Origin of the sequence: Pseudomonas alvandae (genome assembly GCF_019141525.1) — a bacterium.
In the GTDB taxonomy this organism is placed as follows: Bacteria; Pseudomonadota; Gammaproteobacteria; order Pseudomonadales; family Pseudomonadaceae; genus Aquipseudomonas; species Aquipseudomonas alvandae.
In genome coordinates, this window is sequence record NZ_CP077080.1 from 308916 (window position 1) to 323821 (window position 14906).

At 61.5% G+C, this 14906-nt stretch carries 16 protein-coding genes; 4 read left to right on the forward strand and 12 right to left on the reverse strand.

Translation table 11 applies throughout. The annotated features are described in order from the left end of the window. Window positions 1-16 precede the first annotated feature (16 nt). Window positions 17-406 (reverse strand): MerR family transcriptional regulator, encoded by a 390-nt coding sequence (locus tag KSS97_RS01375; protein ID WP_217860794.1) that lies wholly within the window; start codon window positions 404-406, stop codon window positions 17-19. A gap of 74 nt (window positions 407-480) precedes the next feature. On the opposite strand from KSS97_RS01375, the gene KSS97_RS01380 reads away from it, so the two are divergent. Then, window positions 481-1560, forward strand: coding sequence for an SDR family oxidoreductase (locus KSS97_RS01380; RefSeq protein WP_217860802.1), 1080 nt, complete (start codon window positions 481-483; stop codon window positions 1558-1560). Window positions 1561-1671: 111 nt separating this feature from the next. Then, a complete protein-coding gene (locus KSS97_RS01385; protein ID WP_217860804.1) occupies window positions 1672-2571 on the forward strand; it encodes a DMT family transporter in 900 nt (299 codons plus the stop codon). A gap of 194 nt (window positions 2572-2765) precedes the next feature. Here KSS97_RS01385 and KSS97_RS01390 read toward each other — a convergent pair whose 3' ends face one another. From KSS97_RS01390 to KSS97_RS01410, 5 genes are read right to left on the reverse strand one after another with little or no spacing between them, the layout of a single operon-like run. Continuing rightward, window positions 2766-3401: an SCO family protein gene (locus KSS97_RS01390; RefSeq protein ID WP_198796087.1), complete on the reverse strand. Its 636-nt coding sequence runs from the start codon at window positions 3399-3401 to the stop codon at window positions 2766-2768. After that, a complete protein-coding gene (gene cyoE, locus KSS97_RS01395; RefSeq protein ID WP_030139141.1) occupies window positions 3398-4297 on the reverse strand; it encodes a heme o synthase in 900 nt (299 codons plus the stop codon). The genes KSS97_RS01390 and cyoE overlap by 4 nt, the downstream gene beginning before the upstream one ends. Then, on the reverse strand, window positions 4285-5364 hold the full coding sequence (locus KSS97_RS01400; protein WP_198796085.1) for a COX15/CtaA family protein: 1080 nt from the start codon (window positions 5362-5364) through the stop codon (window positions 4285-4287). The genes cyoE and KSS97_RS01400 overlap by 13 nt, the downstream gene beginning before the upstream one ends. 10 nt (window positions 5365-5374) lie before the next feature. Then, entirely contained in the window at window positions 5375-5968 is a 594-nt protein-coding gene (locus KSS97_RS01405; RefSeq protein WP_030139143.1) for a PA_0111/PP_0108 family redox-active disulfide protein, read from the reverse strand. Beyond that, the gene (locus KSS97_RS01410; protein WP_030139144.1) at window positions 5934-6671 is read right to left on the reverse strand and encodes an SURF1 family protein; all 738 of its coding nucleotides are present in this window, start codon (window positions 6669-6671) and stop codon (window positions 5934-5936) included. Before KSS97_RS01410 ends, KSS97_RS01405 begins: the two co-directional genes overlap by 35 nt. A gap of 70 nt (window positions 6672-6741) precedes the next feature. Here KSS97_RS01410 and KSS97_RS01415 point away from each other — a divergent pair, with 70 nt between their 5' ends. Further along, window positions 6742-6945: a twin transmembrane helix small protein gene (locus KSS97_RS01415; protein ID WP_217860806.1), complete on the forward strand. Its 204-nt coding sequence runs from the start codon at window positions 6742-6744 to the stop codon at window positions 6943-6945. A 24-nt stretch (window positions 6946-6969) separates the two neighbouring features. Here KSS97_RS01415 and KSS97_RS01420 read toward each other — a convergent pair whose 3' ends face one another. The 4 genes from KSS97_RS01420 to coxB all read right to left on the reverse strand — a co-directional run bounded on the left by KSS97_RS01420 (window position 6970) and on the right by coxB (window position 11344). Further along, on the reverse strand, window positions 6970-7857 hold the full coding sequence (locus tag KSS97_RS01420; RefSeq protein WP_030139146.1) for a cytochrome c oxidase subunit 3: 888 nt from the start codon (window positions 7855-7857) through the stop codon (window positions 6970-6972). A gap of 24 nt (window positions 7858-7881) precedes the next feature. Continuing rightward, a complete protein-coding gene (locus KSS97_RS01425; RefSeq protein ID WP_217860808.1) occupies window positions 7882-8433 on the reverse strand; it encodes a cytochrome c oxidase assembly protein in 552 nt (183 codons plus the stop codon). Between the two features lie 114 nt (window positions 8434-8547). After that, complete coding sequence (gene ctaD / locus KSS97_RS01430) at window positions 8548-10134, reverse strand: cytochrome c oxidase subunit I (protein ID WP_217860810.1); 1587 nt, start codon at window positions 10132-10134, stop codon at window positions 8548-8550. An 82-nt stretch (window positions 10135-10216) separates the two neighbouring features. Next, on the reverse strand, window positions 10217-11344 hold the full coding sequence (gene coxB, locus KSS97_RS01435) for a cytochrome c oxidase subunit II (protein WP_217860812.1): 1128 nt from the start codon (window positions 11342-11344) through the stop codon (window positions 10217-10219). Between the two features lie 374 nt (window positions 11345-11718). Here coxB and KSS97_RS01440 point away from each other — a divergent pair, with 374 nt between their 5' ends. Beyond that, a complete protein-coding gene (locus tag KSS97_RS01440) occupies window positions 11719-12369 on the forward strand; it encodes a hypothetical protein (protein ID WP_030139150.1) in 651 nt (216 codons plus the stop codon). A gap of 153 nt (window positions 12370-12522) precedes the next feature. Here KSS97_RS01440 and KSS97_RS01445 read toward each other — a convergent pair whose 3' ends face one another. Both KSS97_RS01445 and KSS97_RS01450 read right to left on the reverse strand, forming a co-directional pair. After that, window positions 12523-14052, reverse strand: a complete 1530-nt coding sequence (locus tag KSS97_RS01445; protein ID WP_217860814.1) for a SulP family inorganic anion transporter — start codon at window positions 14050-14052, stop codon at window positions 12523-12525. 91 nt (window positions 14053-14143) lie between these two features. Further along, window positions 14144-14875 carry a carbonic anhydrase gene (locus KSS97_RS01450; protein WP_030139152.1) on the reverse strand — a complete coding sequence of 244 codons (732 nt, stop codon included), beginning with the start codon at window positions 14873-14875 and terminating at the stop codon, window positions 14144-14146. Between the last annotated feature and the right edge of the window lie 31 nt (window positions 14876-14906).

The window sequence follows — 14906 nt, forward strand, 5'->3', positions numbered from 1 at the left end:
CCCGGAGACTGACAGTTCAGTTGGAAGCGTTGTTCATCTGCTGAAGCGCAAGTTGCCTGGCCGCGCTGGCTTCGAGGTTTGCGCGCTCTTCGTCGAGGTATCGATAGATGCTTTTCAAGTTGGCGATCTTCAGTTTGATTTCCGCCATTTTCTTTTCAATCAGCCTGGCACCGTCAGCACAGTCGATCAGTTCGTTGCGCTGCGCATCCAGGATCTGACCTATTTCCCCCAGGGAAAACCCCATGCTTTGCGCGCGCTGGATAAAGTCCAGGTCCTGCAGGGTCTGCGCGGTGTAGACGCGGTAGTTATTCGTTCGACGCAGCGGTGAGATCAGGCCGATCTGCTCGTAATAACGCAGCGTATGACGGCTGGCGCCGCTGCGGGCCTCGAGTTCGCCGATTCTCATGAAAAACACCGCTTGACTGTAGAGTTGGGTCGATAGATTACGCTCGATTTTTCACCTTAACCAGGAGCAGGGAAATGGGCGTGGAGTGCTTTGTCACGGGGGGTACCGGCTTCATCGGCCAACATCTGGTGGCGTACCTGAGTGCAAAGGGACACACCGTTCGGGTGTTGATGCGTCGCCCGGAGCGACTGGCTGCGCTGCGTGAGCAGGTCGACAATTTGGGAGGGAGCGGGGCCCGGGTGTTTGCCGTGGCGGGCGATCTGGAGCGGGACAACCTCGGGCTGAGTCATGCTGACCGAGAAGTGCTGAGGCATGCCCGCGTCATATTTCACCTGGGTGCTCACTTCGCTTGGGGGCTTTCAGTGGAGCACTCTCGCTCGGTGAACGTTGAAGGGGCAAAGCGCGTGGCGCTGCTGGCGGCCGAGCAAAAAAGCCGGTTGGTGATGATCGGCGGCTACATGCTGAAAAATCATGAACATCTGCAGCGCATCGGGATCGATCCTCGCTCTCCGCAGCTGACGAATTGGCCTGCCGTCTACCGGCATGTCGGGGGTTACGAGGGGAGCAAGCTGGAGGCGCATTTTGCGACCCTGGAGGTCATGTCCACCCTGGGCGGGGAGATCACCGTTGTCCACCCCGCGACGGTGTGTGGCCACAGCCGCACGGGGCATATCGTTGATGGTCAGCCGCTGGTGGAGCTGATACGCAACCTTGTGCAGGGAAAGCTGACCGCAGTGCCCGGCACCGCCGAGCATTGGCTACCCCTGGTCACCGTGGATTACCTGGTCGAACTGGTGGCGGTTTGTGCGTTTGACCCGGCCATGGCGGGGCAGGAACTGTTGGCGCTTGATGATCAGAGTCCCAACTTGCGAGCACTCCTGGCAGAGGTCGCAAAACCCCTTGGCATAAGGTCGCCCAAGCATCACATTTCGCTGCGATTGCTGAAGTGGCTACTGAGTATTCCTCCCGTCGCGCGTTTTTTGAACAGCAAGCCCGAAGCCTTGGACTTTATCCAGACCACTCGTTTTGATACAGCGGCGCTCGAGCAGTTTGCCAACAGGCATGGAATAACCAAGCCGGATATACGCCAGGCTTTGCAGCACACTGCAACGTTCGTCAATTCCTGTTGCCTGGCGCAGGACAAGGCCCGCTGAGGATTCATCAACTTGGAAATGCAAAACCAGCGTGCTTGAAATCGGCCTGTGCGCCGTCGAGGCGGGGTGGCATGCTATCGACCGAAAAATCACCGACAGGGATCGTCCTCAATGCAATCCACCTTCAGCAAAGGCGTCATGTTTGCACTCTCCGCTGCGGCACTGAACGCAACGATCGGTGTGCTCAGCAAAGTCCTCATGAGTAATGGTTTCACCGCCAGCAGTGTCGCTGTCATCAAGACCGTATTGGGTTGTGTGCTGCTCTCGGTCCTGCTGTTTTTCCTCAGACGCCCGGCGGCATCGATCAAATGGACGCATGCAGCCATCTGCGCATTCCTTGGCATCTTTGTGCTGTTCCATTTCGAAACGTCCGCCTACCGACACTACGCTGCAGCCGGTGTGGTGGTGATGCTGATGGCCAGTGCCTCGATTTCCTCGATCATTCTGGGGCGCATTTTCCTCAAGGACGCCATCACCGCGAACGCTACCGTCGGCGCCGGGCTGGCTATCGCCGGGATCGCGGTGATCTTCGGCGGCGACCTGCAGCAGGGCTTTACCCTGCAAGGTGCAGCGCTCGCCGCCATGGCCGGTTGCGGCTATGGGGCCTTTTCGGTTGCCATGAAGCGCATGGGCGTGTCGGGGGGGCTGCACTTCACTCGGCAATTGTTGTTCTTTGGCAGCCTTTACCTGCTGATGCCGGCGGCGGCCGATGGTTTCGCGATCGGCGAGCTGACGCCGCTGGCGATCATCGCACTGCTGGCGCTGGCCGCGCTGCCCACCATCCTGGGCTTCTTCTGCACCACCAAGGCCATCGAGTACCTCAAGCCATCCCAAGTGCAGGCGCTGGAGCTGACCGAACCCCTGTTCGCCGCGCTGCTGGCGTTTGTGGCGCTCAATGAAGTACCGCGCGACAGCCTGTATGCGGGAGCGGCATTGATCATCGTTGGCCTGTGTTTCTCCAATGAGGTCATCCGCTTGGGTGGCAAGGCGTCCGTCCCTTCGGCCGAGTGAGCTGTTTCAGATACTGATGTTATGAGTGACTGACGTGTAGGGGCTTTTGTGGCGAGGGGATTTATCCCCGTTGGGCTGCGTAGCGGCCCCAAACCAGCCAACTCGGTATGTCAGAAAGATTGAGTTCACTGTCTTAGGGCTGCTGCGCAGCCCAGCGGGGATAAATCCCCTCGCCACAACGGTTGCGCTTCCTACTATTTCCGCTTGAGCATTTCCGGCAACTGCGCCACCAGCTTCTGGTTATTCAACGGCGCCCGAATAAACCCACGCTGAGTACCGTCCGGGCCGATCACGGCAAGATTGCCGCTGTGGTCAACCGTGTAGTTGGGCTTGCTGGTGTCCGCCGGGATGAACGGGATGCTTACCGCATTCGCCAGTTTCTGCAGGTCTTCCACCGAGGCGGCGGTCAGGCCTTTGAATTGCGGATCGAAGTAGCCCAGGTACTGCTTGAGTTGCTTGGGCGTGTCGCGGTTCGGGTCGACGCTGACCAGCACGATCTGCAACTTGGCCACCGCCTCGGGCGGCAGTTCGCTTTTGATCTGGCGCAGTTGGGCGAGGGTGGTCGGGCAGATGTCCGGGCAGAAGGTGTAGCCGAAGAACAGCAGGCTCCACTTGTCTTTCAACCCGTCCATCGCCACGGGCTGGCCGTCCTGGTCGGTCATTTTCACGTCCGGCAGGTTGCGGCTCTGGGGCAGCAGGATGATACCGGCGTCGATCAACGCCGTCGGGTCACCCTGGCCTTTGCTGGAGAGCACCTTGTTGATGGTCAGGCCGAGGATCAGTGCGATCACGGCCGCGAGGATGAAGACGGTTTTCTGGGTTCGAGTCATAGGCTCAACAGTAAGTAATGGTCTACGAGCAGGGCGATGAACAGCAGGAACAAGTACCAGATAGAGTACTTGAACGTGTTGATCGCCGCGTGCGGCCGGCTGCCACGGTACAACACCACGGCCCATTGCAGGAACCGTGCACCCAGTACCAGCGCACAGACCAGGTAGATCAAGCCACTCATCTGGATCACGAACGGCATCAGGCTCACCGCCAGCAGCACCAAGGTGTACAGCAGGATATGGATCTTGGTGTAGTGCTCGCCGTGGGTCACCGGCAGCATCGGGATATCAGCCTTGGCGTATTCCTCCTTGCGATGAATCGCCAGGGCCCAGAAGTGCGGCGGGGTCCAGGCGAAGATGATCAATACCAGCAGCAACGGTTCGGCGCTGACATGACCGGTGGCCGCGACCCAGCCCAGCAGCGGCGGTGCGGCGCCGGCGAGGCCGCCGATGACGATGTTCTGCGGCGTCGCGCGCTTGAGGAAGCCGGTGTAGATCACGGCGTAACCGAGCAGCGAGGCGAGGGTCAGCCAGGCGGTCAGCGGGTTGGTGAACACCAGCAGCATGGCTTGGCCGGCGACGGCCAGCGCCAGGGCGAATGTCAGCGCGGCGGCCGGCGAGACCCGGCCCTCGGCCAAGGGCCGCTTGTGGGTGCGGGCCATGACCGCGTCGATGCGCCGGTCCACCACGTGGTTGACCGCCGCCGCGCCGCCAGCGCACAAGGCGATGCCCAGGTTGCCGAACACCAGGACCGTCCACGGTACTCCGGCGCGGGTGGCGAGGAACATGCCGACCAGCGAGGTGATCAGCATCAGCACCACCACTTTCGGCTTGGTCAGCTCCAGGTAATCGCGCCAGATCGCCTGGCTGTGGCGTTCACCGGTCAAGGTTGCCATGGCATCTCTCCTTTAATCGTGATGGGGGCGACGCCGTGTTTAGGCGAATTGAAGCGCCAGCGCAGCGGGACGTGGTGCCGTACCCGGACCAGGCTGGTCCGGGCGTGATAATTGACCAGTACCAGGGTCAGCAGCAGGGCGGCGCCCCCGGCGTTATGGGCCACGGCCACCGGCAGCGGCAGATGAAACACGACGTTGCTGATACCTAGCGTAATTTGCGCGGCCAGGGCGGTGAGGACCAGCCCCGCCAGTCGAGTCATGCCCACCCGCTTCAATTGCCAGGCCAACCCCAACAACACCACGGTCACCAGCAATGCGCCGATGCGGTGGGTTACGTGAATGGCGGTACGAGCATCGCTGTCCAGTTGCCCGCCCAGGTAGTTCGGGCCGATGTGCTGGGTCAGGTGAAAGCCATTGGCGAAATCGGCGGGCGGCATCCATTCGCCGTGGCAGGTCGGGAAATCGATGCAGGCCACTGCGGCGTAGTTGGAACTGACCCAGCCGCCCAAGGCGATCTGGCCGATCACCAGCAGCAGCCCAGCCGTGGCCCAGTGTTGCAGGCGCTTGGGCACGGTCAGCGCGGGTAATACGCCAGACAATCTCAGCGTCAGCAGGAACAGCAGGCTCAACGTCGCGAAGCCGCCGAGCAGATGTCCGGTGACCACTTGCGGCCAAAGCTTGAGGGTCACGGTCCACATGCCGAACGCCGCCTGGGCAAACACCACGGCGAGCAGGAACAACGGCAATTTCAAAGGTTGGCCGGGGCGGCGACGGTTCATCCAGGCCCGGGCGGCCAGCGCGGTAATCATCAACCCCAGGGCCCCGGCAAAGTAGCGATGGACCATCTCGTTCCAGCCTTTATGTGCCTCCACCGGGGTGTCGGGAAAATGCAACTCGGCATGGGCCAGCTGGGCTTCGCCCTTGGGCACGCTGATGAAACCGTAGCAACCCGGCCAGTCGGGGCAACCGAGGCCGGCGTGAGTCAGGCGGGTGTAGGCGCCCAGCAGTACGACGATCAATGCCAGCAGCGTGGCAAACAGCGCGAGGCGAAATCCAGGCTTGGCCATGTCTGTGCCCTCATCCGATGTTCGACAGTTTCAGCAGGTGGCGCAGGTCGTTGAGCAAGTCCTTGCCCTTGACCCTGGCGTCGTAGCGCAGCACCAGGTTGCTGTGGGGGTCGATGATCCACAACTGGGCGCCGCCGGAGCCCTGGGCGCCTTTTTGGTAGGCCGGCAGGTCCAGCGGGTAGCGTTGCAGCTGAGGATATTCACGCTGCAATTGCGCGTCGTACTCGCTGTCCAGCGGCTGCGAGATGGCCAGGGCATGGCTGGCGCGGCCGGCCTCGCGACCCAGGCCGATCTGCACCTGCCGCGCCAGATAGACCAATTGGCGGCAGTCCACCGAACACTCCTGCGGCGCGGTGACCAGGATCTGCCAGCGCTGCTCGTCGGCCTGCACGCCGATGTCGGCGCGGGACTGGCCGTTGCCGATCAGCTCGCCGTGGTAGCTGCGGCTGTCGGGCACCCAGAACTGGAACTTGTACATGCCGGTGGCGAGGATCATCGGGCCAATCACGCCCAGCACGATCAACAGCAATTGCACGCGCCCCTTGCGACGGCTGCGGGCGTCGGGCGCTTCAGACGTGTTGGTTGGATTCATGGTGTTCCCCATGGTGTCTCCCTGCGTTGTGCCATCCGAGATAGAGAAAAAGGCCGAACAGCGCCGCCGCCATGGCGAACCACTGCACGGCATAACCGAGGTGTTTTTCCGGACCCATGGAAACCACCGGCCAGTCGGTCCGGTAGGCGCCGGGGCCGCTTTGTTGTCTTAATTCATAGGCGAAGCCGCCACGGTCCAGTTCGGCCCAGAGTTTCTGCGGCTCGATGGTGGTGACCAGCCGTGGCCACGGTGCGCTGGCCGGGTCGGCGTGAAGTTGGAACGTGGCGCCGGGCGCGACGTAGACCCAGGCTTGCAGGTCGACCGTCTGTTGCGGCGTGCTGAAGACTGGCGGGGTGCGGCGATCCGGCCACGGCAGCCAGCCGCGATTGACCAGCAGCCACAGCCCGCTGGCGTGGTCGAGGAATGGTTGCAGCAGTTCGACGCCCACCTTGCCGTCGTGCTGGCGGTTGTCCAGCAGGAGGCTGTGCTCGGCGTCGAAATGGCCACGCAGGCTGACCGGTCGAAAGGCCGGATCCGCCGTTTGCGCAAGCTCGGCGCTGTCCATCGGCTTGGCCACGCGGCGCTCGGCATAAGTGTCCATGAGCACACGCTTCTGTTCGCCCCGGCCCAATTGCCAGAACCCCAGGCACACCATCACCGGCACCAGCACGGCTACCACCAATGACGGCACGAGGCCCGGCCGGAAGCCTTTCATGGCGCCGCCCAAAGGCTATTGAACGAGATAGCTATACTCACCTGCATCGCGTCCCCCCGGAGTGTTCCTGATGCTCAAAGCAGCCATCGCCCTGATGCTGATCGCCACGGTTGCCAGCCTGTTCAGCGGCTTGTTTTTTCTGGTCAAGGACGAAAGCGATTCCAATCGCCTGGTCATCGCCCTGGCGATTCGTGTCGCCTTGGCCGCTGTCACCGTCGGCTTGATCGCCTGGGGCTTTTTCAGCGGCCAGTTGGTGTCGCATGCTCCTTGGTAAAGAGCCGTCCTGGTAGCGGTTGCCTCAGAGTATGTAGACGAAGAAGAACAAGCCGATCCACACCACATCGACGAAGTGCCAATACCAGCTCGCGGCCTCGAAGCCGAACTGATGCTCGTTGTCGAAGTGCCCGCGCATGATGCGCATCAGCATCACGAACAAGATGATCGTGCCGATGGTGACGTGGGCGCCGTGGAAACCGGTGAGCATGAAGAACGTCGCGCCGTAGATGCCCGAGCCCAACGTCAGGCCCAGCTCTTTATAGGCGTGGATGTATTCCTCGGCCTGGAAACCCAGGAAGGCGCAACCCAGCAACACGGTGATCGCCAGCCAGATTTTCAACGCCCCACGATGGCCTTTTTTCAGGGCATGGTGGGCGATGGTCACGGTGACGCTGGAACTGACCAGCAGGATGGTGTTGAGCAGCGGCAAGCCCCAAGGGCTGATCACATCCTTGGGCGGTGGGAATAGCTTGGGATCGGGGTTGTTCAACAACGGCCAGACGTATTCGAAGTTCGGCCAGAGCATTTCCGATAAACCCTTGCTGCCTTCGCCGGCCAACCCCGGCGCGGAGATCGTGCGCACGTAGAACAGCGCGCCGAAGAAGGCAATGAAGAACATCACTTCGGAAAAGATGAACCAGCTCATGCCCCAGCGGAACGAGCGGTCGAGCTGGGCGCTGTACAGCCCCGCGCGGCTTTCCTTGATGACCGCGCCGAACCAGCCGAACAGCATGTAGGCCACCAGCAGGCCGCCGACGAAGAAGATCAGCGGGCCGTGGGATTCCGGGCGCGCCGCCTTCAGGTCGTTGAACCAGGTCGCCAGGCCGTACACCGTGACGAACATCCCGACCGTGGCGATGATCGGCCATTTGCTCTGGGCCGGGACGTAATAGTGCTCATGAGTTGCCATTTATTGTTCTCCTTATCGGGCACGCTATCGGTCAGTGTTTACAGCCACCGGAGGATGACGAGCAGTGATATCGAACAGCGTGTAGGACAGCGTCAGGTGCTTCACTTCCTTGGGCATGTCCCGGTCGACGATGAAGCGCATGGGCATTTCGATGCGTTCGCCGGGTTGCAGCACTTGCTGGGTAAAACAAAAACATTCGGTCTTGTGGAAATATGCCGCCGCGGTGCTCGGCGAGATGCTCGGCACCGCCTGGGCGCTCATTGGCCGGTCGGTGGGGTTGTGAGCGACGAACACCATCTCGTTGACCGCCCCTGGCTTGACCACCAATTGGTCGCCCTTGGGGTAGAAGTCCCAGACCATGTCCACCGAATTGGTCGACAGGAACTGCACGCGGACTTGCCGCGATTCATCCACGGTCTGCTCGCCTTCGTACTGCCCGCCGGTCTTGCCGTTGATGCCGAACGCCTTGCACATCACGTCATAGATCGGCACCAGGGCAAACCCGAAGATGAACATGGCCACCACCACCAGCAACAGGCGGGTGACCAGCTTCTTCATCGAAATCGAATCAGCCATGATTCTGAACCCCTACAGATAACTCTGTGGGAGCGGGCTTGCTCGCGAAGCAGGCGCTACGGTCTAACAGGAACACCGCGTCATCGTTCTTCGCGAGCAAGCCCGCTCCCACATTCATTTCACTTCCGGCGGCGTGGTAAACGTGTGATACGGCGCCGGCGACGGCACGCTCCACTCCAGGCCTTCGGCGCCATCCCACGGTTTGGCCGGTGCTGCGGGGCCGCCGCGGATGGTCTTGATCACGATGAACAGGAAGAAGATCTGCGTGGTGCCGAACATGAACGCGCCGATGGACGAGACCATGTTGAAGTCGGCGAACTGGAGGTTGTAGTCGGGAATCCGCCGGGGCATGCCCGCCAGGCCGACGAAGTGCATCGGGAAGAACGCCATGTTCATGCCGATGAACGAGAGCCAGAAGTGCAGCTTGCCGAGGGTTTCGTCGTACATGTGGCCGGTCCATTTCGGCAGCCAGTAGTAAGCCGAGGCGAAGATCCCGAAGATCGCGCCGGGCACCAGCACGTAGTGGAAGTGCGCGACCACGAAGTAGGTGTCCTGGTACTGGAAGTCCGCCGGGGCGATGGCCAGCATCAGCCCGGAGAAACCGCCGATGGAAAACAGGATCACGAACGCCACGGCGAACAGCATCGGCGTCTCGAAGGTCAGCGAGCCCTGCCACATGGTGCTGGCCCAGTTGAACACCTTCACCCCGGTGGGCACGGCGATCAGCAGGGTCGCGTACATGAAGAACAGCTCGCCCACCAGCGGGATGCCGACCACGAACATGTGGTGCGCCCAGACAATGAACGACAGGAACGCAATGGCGGCGGTGGCGTAGACCATCGAGGTGTAGCCGAACAACGGCTTGCGCGAAAACGCCGGGATGATCGAGCTGACGGCACCGAAGGCCGGCAGGATCATGATGTACACCTCGGGGTGGCCGAAGAACCAGAACACGTGCTGGAACAGCACCGGGTCACCGCCGCCGGCGGCACTGAAGAAGCTGGTGCCGAAGTGGATGTCCATCAGCATCATTGTCACGCAGCCGGCCAGCACCGGCATCACCGCGATCAGCAGGAACGCGGTGATCAGCCAGGTCCAGACGAACAGCGGCATTTTCATCAGGGTCATGCCGGGGGCGCGCAGGTTGAGGATGGTGGCGACCACGTTGATCGCGCCCATGATCGAGCTGATGCCCATCAGGTGGATGGCAAAGATGAAGAACGTCACGCTTTCCGGCGCATAGGTGGTGGACAGCGGCGCATAGAAGGTCCAGCCGAAGTTCGGCCCGCCCCCCGGTGTGAACAGCGTCGAGACCAACATCAGGAACGCCGCCGGCAACAGCCAGAAGCTGAAGTTGTTCATGCGCGGCAGGGCCATGTCCGGCGCGCCGATCATCAGCGGGACCATCCAGTTGGCAAGGCCGACGAACGCCGGCATCACCGCGCCGAAGACCATCACCAGGCCATGCATGGTGGTCATCTGGTTGAAGAATTCCGGCTGCACGATCTGCAAGCCGGGCTGGAACAGCTCGGCGCGGATCACCATGGCGAACGAGCCGCCCAGCAGGAACATCGAGAAGGCGAACCACAGGTACAGCGTGCCGATGTCCTTGTGGTTGGTGGTCAGCACCCAGCGCATCAGGCCCTTGGCGGGGCCGTGGGCGTGGTCGGCATGACCGTGGTCATCGATCACAGCACTCATGTCCTTTCTCCTTCGAACCAATGGGCTGGACGGCGCGGGGCAACGCGCCCCGACCGGTTGCGGGAACAGACGTCAGGCCGGCTCATTGGCTTTCCGCCTGTTTGAGTTCCAGCACTTCTTTAGGCGTCACCATGTCGCCCTTGTTGTTGCCCCAGGCGTTGCGTTCATAGGTCACGACCGCGGCGATATCGACTTCCGACAATTGTTTGCCGAACGCGGCCATGGAGGTGCCGGGCTTGCCGTGGAAGACGATGTTCAAGTGATCCTTGATCGGCCCGGTGGCGATTTTCGAGCCCTTGAGCGCCGGGAACATCGGCGGCAGGCCTTGGCCTTCGGCCTGGTGACAGGCCACGCAGGTGGTGTGGTAGACCTTGTCGCCACGCTCGACGAGTTCTTCACGCGTCCATTCCTTGCTGGTCAGCTCCTTGAGCTGCGCGGCTTCGGCCTTGCGTTCGCCCAGCCATTTCTCGTAGTCGGGCTTGCTCTTGACCTCCACCACGATCGGCATGAAGCCGTGGTCCTTGCCGCACAGCTCGGCGCATTGGCCGCGATAGATGCCGGGCTTGTCGACGCGGGTCCAGGCTTCATTGACGAACCCCGGAATGGCGTCGCGCTTGACCGCGAAGGCCGGCACCCACCAGGAGTGGATCACGTCGGCGGAGGTCACCAAAAAGCGCACCTTGGCGTCGACCGGCAGCACCAGCGGCTTGTCGACCTCCAGCAGGTAGTGCTCGCCCTTGGCGCTCTGGTTATGAATCTGTTCGGCGGGGGTAGCCAGGTTGCTGAAGAACTCGACGTCCTGGCCCAGGTATTTGTAGTGCCACTTCCACTGGTAGCCGGTGACCTGGATGTCGATGTCCGACTCGCTGGAGTCGTACATCTTGATCAGCGTGGCGGTGGCCGGAATCGCCATCAGCACGAGGATCAGGAAGGGCACGATGGTCCAGAGGATTTCGACGCGGGTGTTTTCGTGGAAATGCGCGGCGTTCTGGCCGGTTGAGCGGCGGTGCATCATCATCGACCAGAACATGGCGCCGAAGACGATGATGCCGATGACCACACAGATCCAGAAGATGGTCATGTGCAGGTCGAAGACTGCGTTGCTGATCTGTGTGGCTCCAGGCGCCATATTCACAGTCCAGGCCGCTTGCGCCTGACTGAAAATCGACCACAACAGGAGGCCCATCCATACGTGTGGATGTCGCGTCATTGCGGGTTCCCCTTATCGTTCTTGTTATCCCGTAGGCGTAAAGCCTGCGGCAAGGGATCGGCTTTTCAGACTGCTTAATTGACTCGCCGCGCCTTGCTGCACATGCAATCGGGTGTCATCAGCTAACTCCATTCCAACCCGAGTATAGACAGCACCTGCAACCTCGCAACGCGATGGCGTAAATCGTTTGAAACAGCCGGGGCTTGCGCTAGAGCCCACGAATGGAGAAGGATGCGAACCTGAGTGATGGCAAACCGATATAACGGCGACGCAGCAAGGAAGGGGCAGTTATGAAAAATAGGTCTTAGGAGTTTTTTTACGCCAGCTAAGTTATGTCATTCCTATTTCATTGCCTGTTGTTTCCTGGAGTTGTCATGAACACCGCCGCATTGCGCGAGCAGATCCAAAAAGCCCAACAACACGAAGCCGAGACCGGCCTGTTGAGCCGTCAGCTGACGGCCCAGTTACCAACGCTGCACCCCGCTATCCAGCTACCGGATGCGAACGCCAATGATGTCCTGGCGCGTTTTGTCGCTGCCTACATCAACGAAGTGCCTGACTTGCTGGATGCGGCCAATGACGTCGCCAAGGAGGCGGGTATCGAGTCGCAGATCAAGCCCGTACTGAAGATTGCCGAGCAATACTTTCTCCAGCCTCCGACGATCATGGCCGGGCATGTCGGGCTCAACAGCCTGCTCGACGAAGCCTACCTGGCGCACCGCTTCGTCGAAGAGGTGAACGACCTCTACATCAAGCATTTCGGCCAGCCACTGATCCCCTTGGACATGACGGTCGCCAACCTGATCGCACACCAGTTGATCGGCGAGGCATTTGCCAACCAGCTCGACGAAGTGGTGCATCACACGTTCGATGAGATGCTCAACGACGAAACCTTTGCGTTGGAGTCGGTGGAAGCCTATCGCGAGAAACTCAGCAGCCCAGAGACCGGCGCGGCCTGGAAGCGCTGGCCGTGCATGTCCCGACGCCTGGGCGTGGGCCTGGAGCTTGACCAGCCGGCGGCTTGATCCATCAGGCACACATAACCCCCTGTGGGAGCGGGCTTGCTCGCGAAGGCGGAGTGTCAGGCTACATCCAACTGACTGATCTACCGCTTTCGCGAGCAAGCCCGCTCCCACATGGGGGGCTGTGTTGCTGGTCAAGAGCCCTGCCGAAACAGGTCAGCTGGCCGCTGCGCCAACCCCCACCGTCGTGCGCAACCGGCCTTCCAACCGACGCTTGAGCCCGCGGGATTCAATCAGCAGCTTCGAACCTTTGCTGGCATTCGCCCGGCCCCATTCTTCGAGCAATTCCAGGCACGAGTGATCGATGTAGCTCAGGTTATTGAGCGGCACATGCACCGTCGCGCCTTCCGGGATGGAGCCCAGCACCTGGGTCAACGCCGGCACCTTGAGGAACGTGGCCGCACCTACCAGCCGCAGCTCCATCTCGCCTTCCTGCGGCAAGTCGATCAGGCTGATCTTCAGGCGCGAGGCTTTCCAGGCCAGTTTCACCAAGGTCAGGCCGAAGCCGATCAGCACGCCGGTCAACAGGTCGGTGAAGATGATCGCCAATGCCGTCGCGGCGTAGGTGAACATCGGCATCCGCCCATAACGGCCCAGGCTGCGGAATGCCTTGAGGTCCACCAGTTTGAAGCCGGTATAGACCAGCACACCGGCCAGGCTCGCCACCGGAATGCTTTGCAGCACGCTGGACAGCAACAGCACGAACAGCAGCAGCCACAGGCCGTGGAAAATCGTCGACATCCGTGTGGTCGCACCGGCCTGGACGTTGGCCGAACTGCGCACGATCACCCCGGTCATCGGCAGCGCGCCGAGCAAGCCGCAGAGCATGTTACCGATGCCTTGGGCCGACAATTCCCGGTCGAAGTCCGCCCGTTCGCCACTGTGCATGCGATCCACGGCGGCCGCCGACAGCAGGGTCTCGGCGCTGGCAATGAAGGCCACCGCGAACGCAGCGATGAGCAACGTCGGATCGGCCAGGTTCAGCAAATCCGCCGGGCGCAGCCAGTCGATGGCTTCGGTCATGTTTTCCGGAACATCCACGCGCTTGACCTGCAAGGCCAGCAACAGGCTGGCAAGCGTTGCCAGGCCCACGCCGAGCAGCGCGCCGGGGATGAAGCGCAGCGTGTGAGGGCGAAACTTCTCCCACAGCCACATCACCGCGATCGTCGACAAACCGAGCAAGCCGGCCTGCCAGCCAAAGGACGGCAAAGCCTGGGCGACTGCCGCAGGGAACGCCGCCAGGTTATCCAGGCCCGAAGGCTTGGGTGCCGCATCGAGCATCACATGGACCTGGGACAAGATGATCAGCACACCGATACCGGCCAGCATCCCGTACACCACGGCGGGCGCGGTGACCCGGAACCAGCAACCGAGGCGAAAGCGCCCCGCCAGCAATTGCAACAGGCCGGCCAGCAACAGGATCGGCCCGAGCATTGCCACGCCGTGCTGGCGCACGAGTTCGAAAACCAACACCGCCAACCCGGCGGCCGGACCGCTGACCTGCAGCTTGGAGCCGGCCAGGAAACCCACCACCAGGCCGCCGATGATCCCGGTGATCAGGCCTTTGGCCGGTGGCAGGCCCGACGCAATGGCGATGCCCATGCACAAGGGCAGCGCCACCAGAAACACCACCACCGAAGCCAGGAGCTCCCGTGGCAGAACAGCTTTTAATTGAGCAGCACGCATGGCGACTCTCCCGAAGTTTCTTCAGGCATGGCGAGGCCCTACCGCTCAAATGGCGGCAAGGCTTGAACCATACAAGGATGATTAGGAGTGGTTAGAAGCGCGCTTTGGGCGTCGCCACCGGTATCGGATGGCTGCCATCGAGCGGCAGGAAACAGCCCTGGTCCGCGTCAAAGGCTTTGATCTCGCTGGTCTCGATGTTGTACACCCAGCCATGGATGAACAACTGGCCGCTGGCCATGCGCGAAGCCACCGACGGGTGCGTTCGCAGGTGATGCAACTGCGCGATGACGTTTTCTTCGGTGAGGATGGGCATGGTCTGCTTTTCATCACCGCACGGGCAGTTGTCATGGACCATGGTCTTGGCGACTTCGGCGTGGCGCAGCCAGGCCTTGACCGTCGGCATTTTTTCCAGGGTATCGGGGTTGAGCACGGCACGCATGGCGCCGCAATCGGAGTGGCCGCAGACGATGATGTGCTGCACGCCGAGGGCCAGCACGGCGTATTCGATGGCGGTGGAAACGCCGCCATTCATCTGGCCGTAAGGCGGAACGACGTTGCCGACGTTACGGGTCACGAACAGGTCGCCAGGGGAGCTATGGGTGATCAACTCGGGCACGATGCGCGAATCGGCGCAGGTGATGAACATCGCCCGGGGTTTCTGGGCGGTGGCGAGTTTCTTGAAGAGTTCTTCCTGCTGGGGAAAGATCTCGTGATGGAAATGCAAAAAGCCGTCAACAATGTGCTGCAGCGCTGCATCGGCGGTTTCCGCCTCGGGTTGGGCTGAAGCCGACGCAGCCAACGGCTGTTTATCCTTGTCACTCATGATTCATCCTCTTTGAGACGCCAGTGGCTGG

Bases quoted from the DNA above. Each gene is read 5' to 3' on its own strand.
- coxB (WP_217860812.1), bottom strand. From the start codon at position 11,344: ATGACGCGACATCCACACGTATGGATGGGCCTCCTGTTGTGGTCGATT.
- KSS97_RS01375 (WP_217860794.1), bottom strand. From the start codon at position 406: ATGAGAATCGGCGAACTCGAGGCCCGCAGCGGCGCCAGCCGTCATACG.
- KSS97_RS01405 (WP_030139143.1), bottom strand. From the start codon at position 5,968: ATGGGGAACACCATGAATCCAACCAACACGTCTGAAGCGCCCGACGCC.
- KSS97_RS01450 (WP_030139152.1), bottom strand. From the start codon at position 14,875: ATGAGTGACAAGGATAAACAGCCGTTGGCTGCGTCGGCTTCAGCCCAA.
- cyoE (WP_030139141.1), bottom strand. From the start codon at position 4,297: ATGGCAACCTTGACCGGTGAACGCCACAGCCAGGCGATCTGGCGCGAT.
- KSS97_RS01415 (WP_217860806.1), top strand. From the start codon at position 6,742: ATGCTCAAAGCAGCCATCGCCCTGATGCTGATCGCCACGGTTGCCAGC.
- KSS97_RS01440 (WP_030139150.1), top strand. From the start codon at position 11,719: ATGAACACCGCCGCATTGCGCGAGCAGATCCAAAAAGCCCAACAACAC.
- KSS97_RS01445 (WP_217860814.1), bottom strand. From the start codon at position 14,052: ATGCGTGCTGCTCAATTAAAAGCTGTTCTGCCACGGGAGCTCCTGGCT.
- KSS97_RS01385 (WP_217860804.1), top strand. From the start codon at position 1,672: ATGCAATCCACCTTCAGCAAAGGCGTCATGTTTGCACTCTCCGCTGCG.
- KSS97_RS01410 (WP_030139144.1), bottom strand. From the start codon at position 6,671: ATGAAAGGCTTCCGGCCGGGCCTCGTGCCGTCATTGGTGGTAGCCGTG.
- KSS97_RS01400 (WP_198796085.1), bottom strand. From the start codon at position 5,364: ATGGCCAAGCCTGGATTTCGCCTCGCGCTGTTTGCCACGCTGCTGGCA.
- KSS97_RS01380 (WP_217860802.1), top strand. From the start codon at position 481: ATGGGCGTGGAGTGCTTTGTCACGGGGGGTACCGGCTTCATCGGCCAA.
- KSS97_RS01425 (WP_217860808.1), bottom strand. From the start codon at position 8,433: ATGGCTGATTCGATTTCGATGAAGAAGCTGGTCACCCGCCTGTTGCTG.
- ctaD (WP_217860810.1), bottom strand. From the start codon at position 10,134: ATGAGTGCTGTGATCGATGACCACGGTCATGCCGACCACGCCCACGGC.
- KSS97_RS01390 (WP_198796087.1), bottom strand. From the start codon at position 3,401: ATGACTCGAACCCAGAAAACCGTCTTCATCCTCGCGGCCGTGATCGCA.
- KSS97_RS01420 (WP_030139146.1), bottom strand. From the start codon at position 7,857: ATGGCAACTCATGAGCACTATTACGTCCCGGCCCAGAGCAAATGGCCG.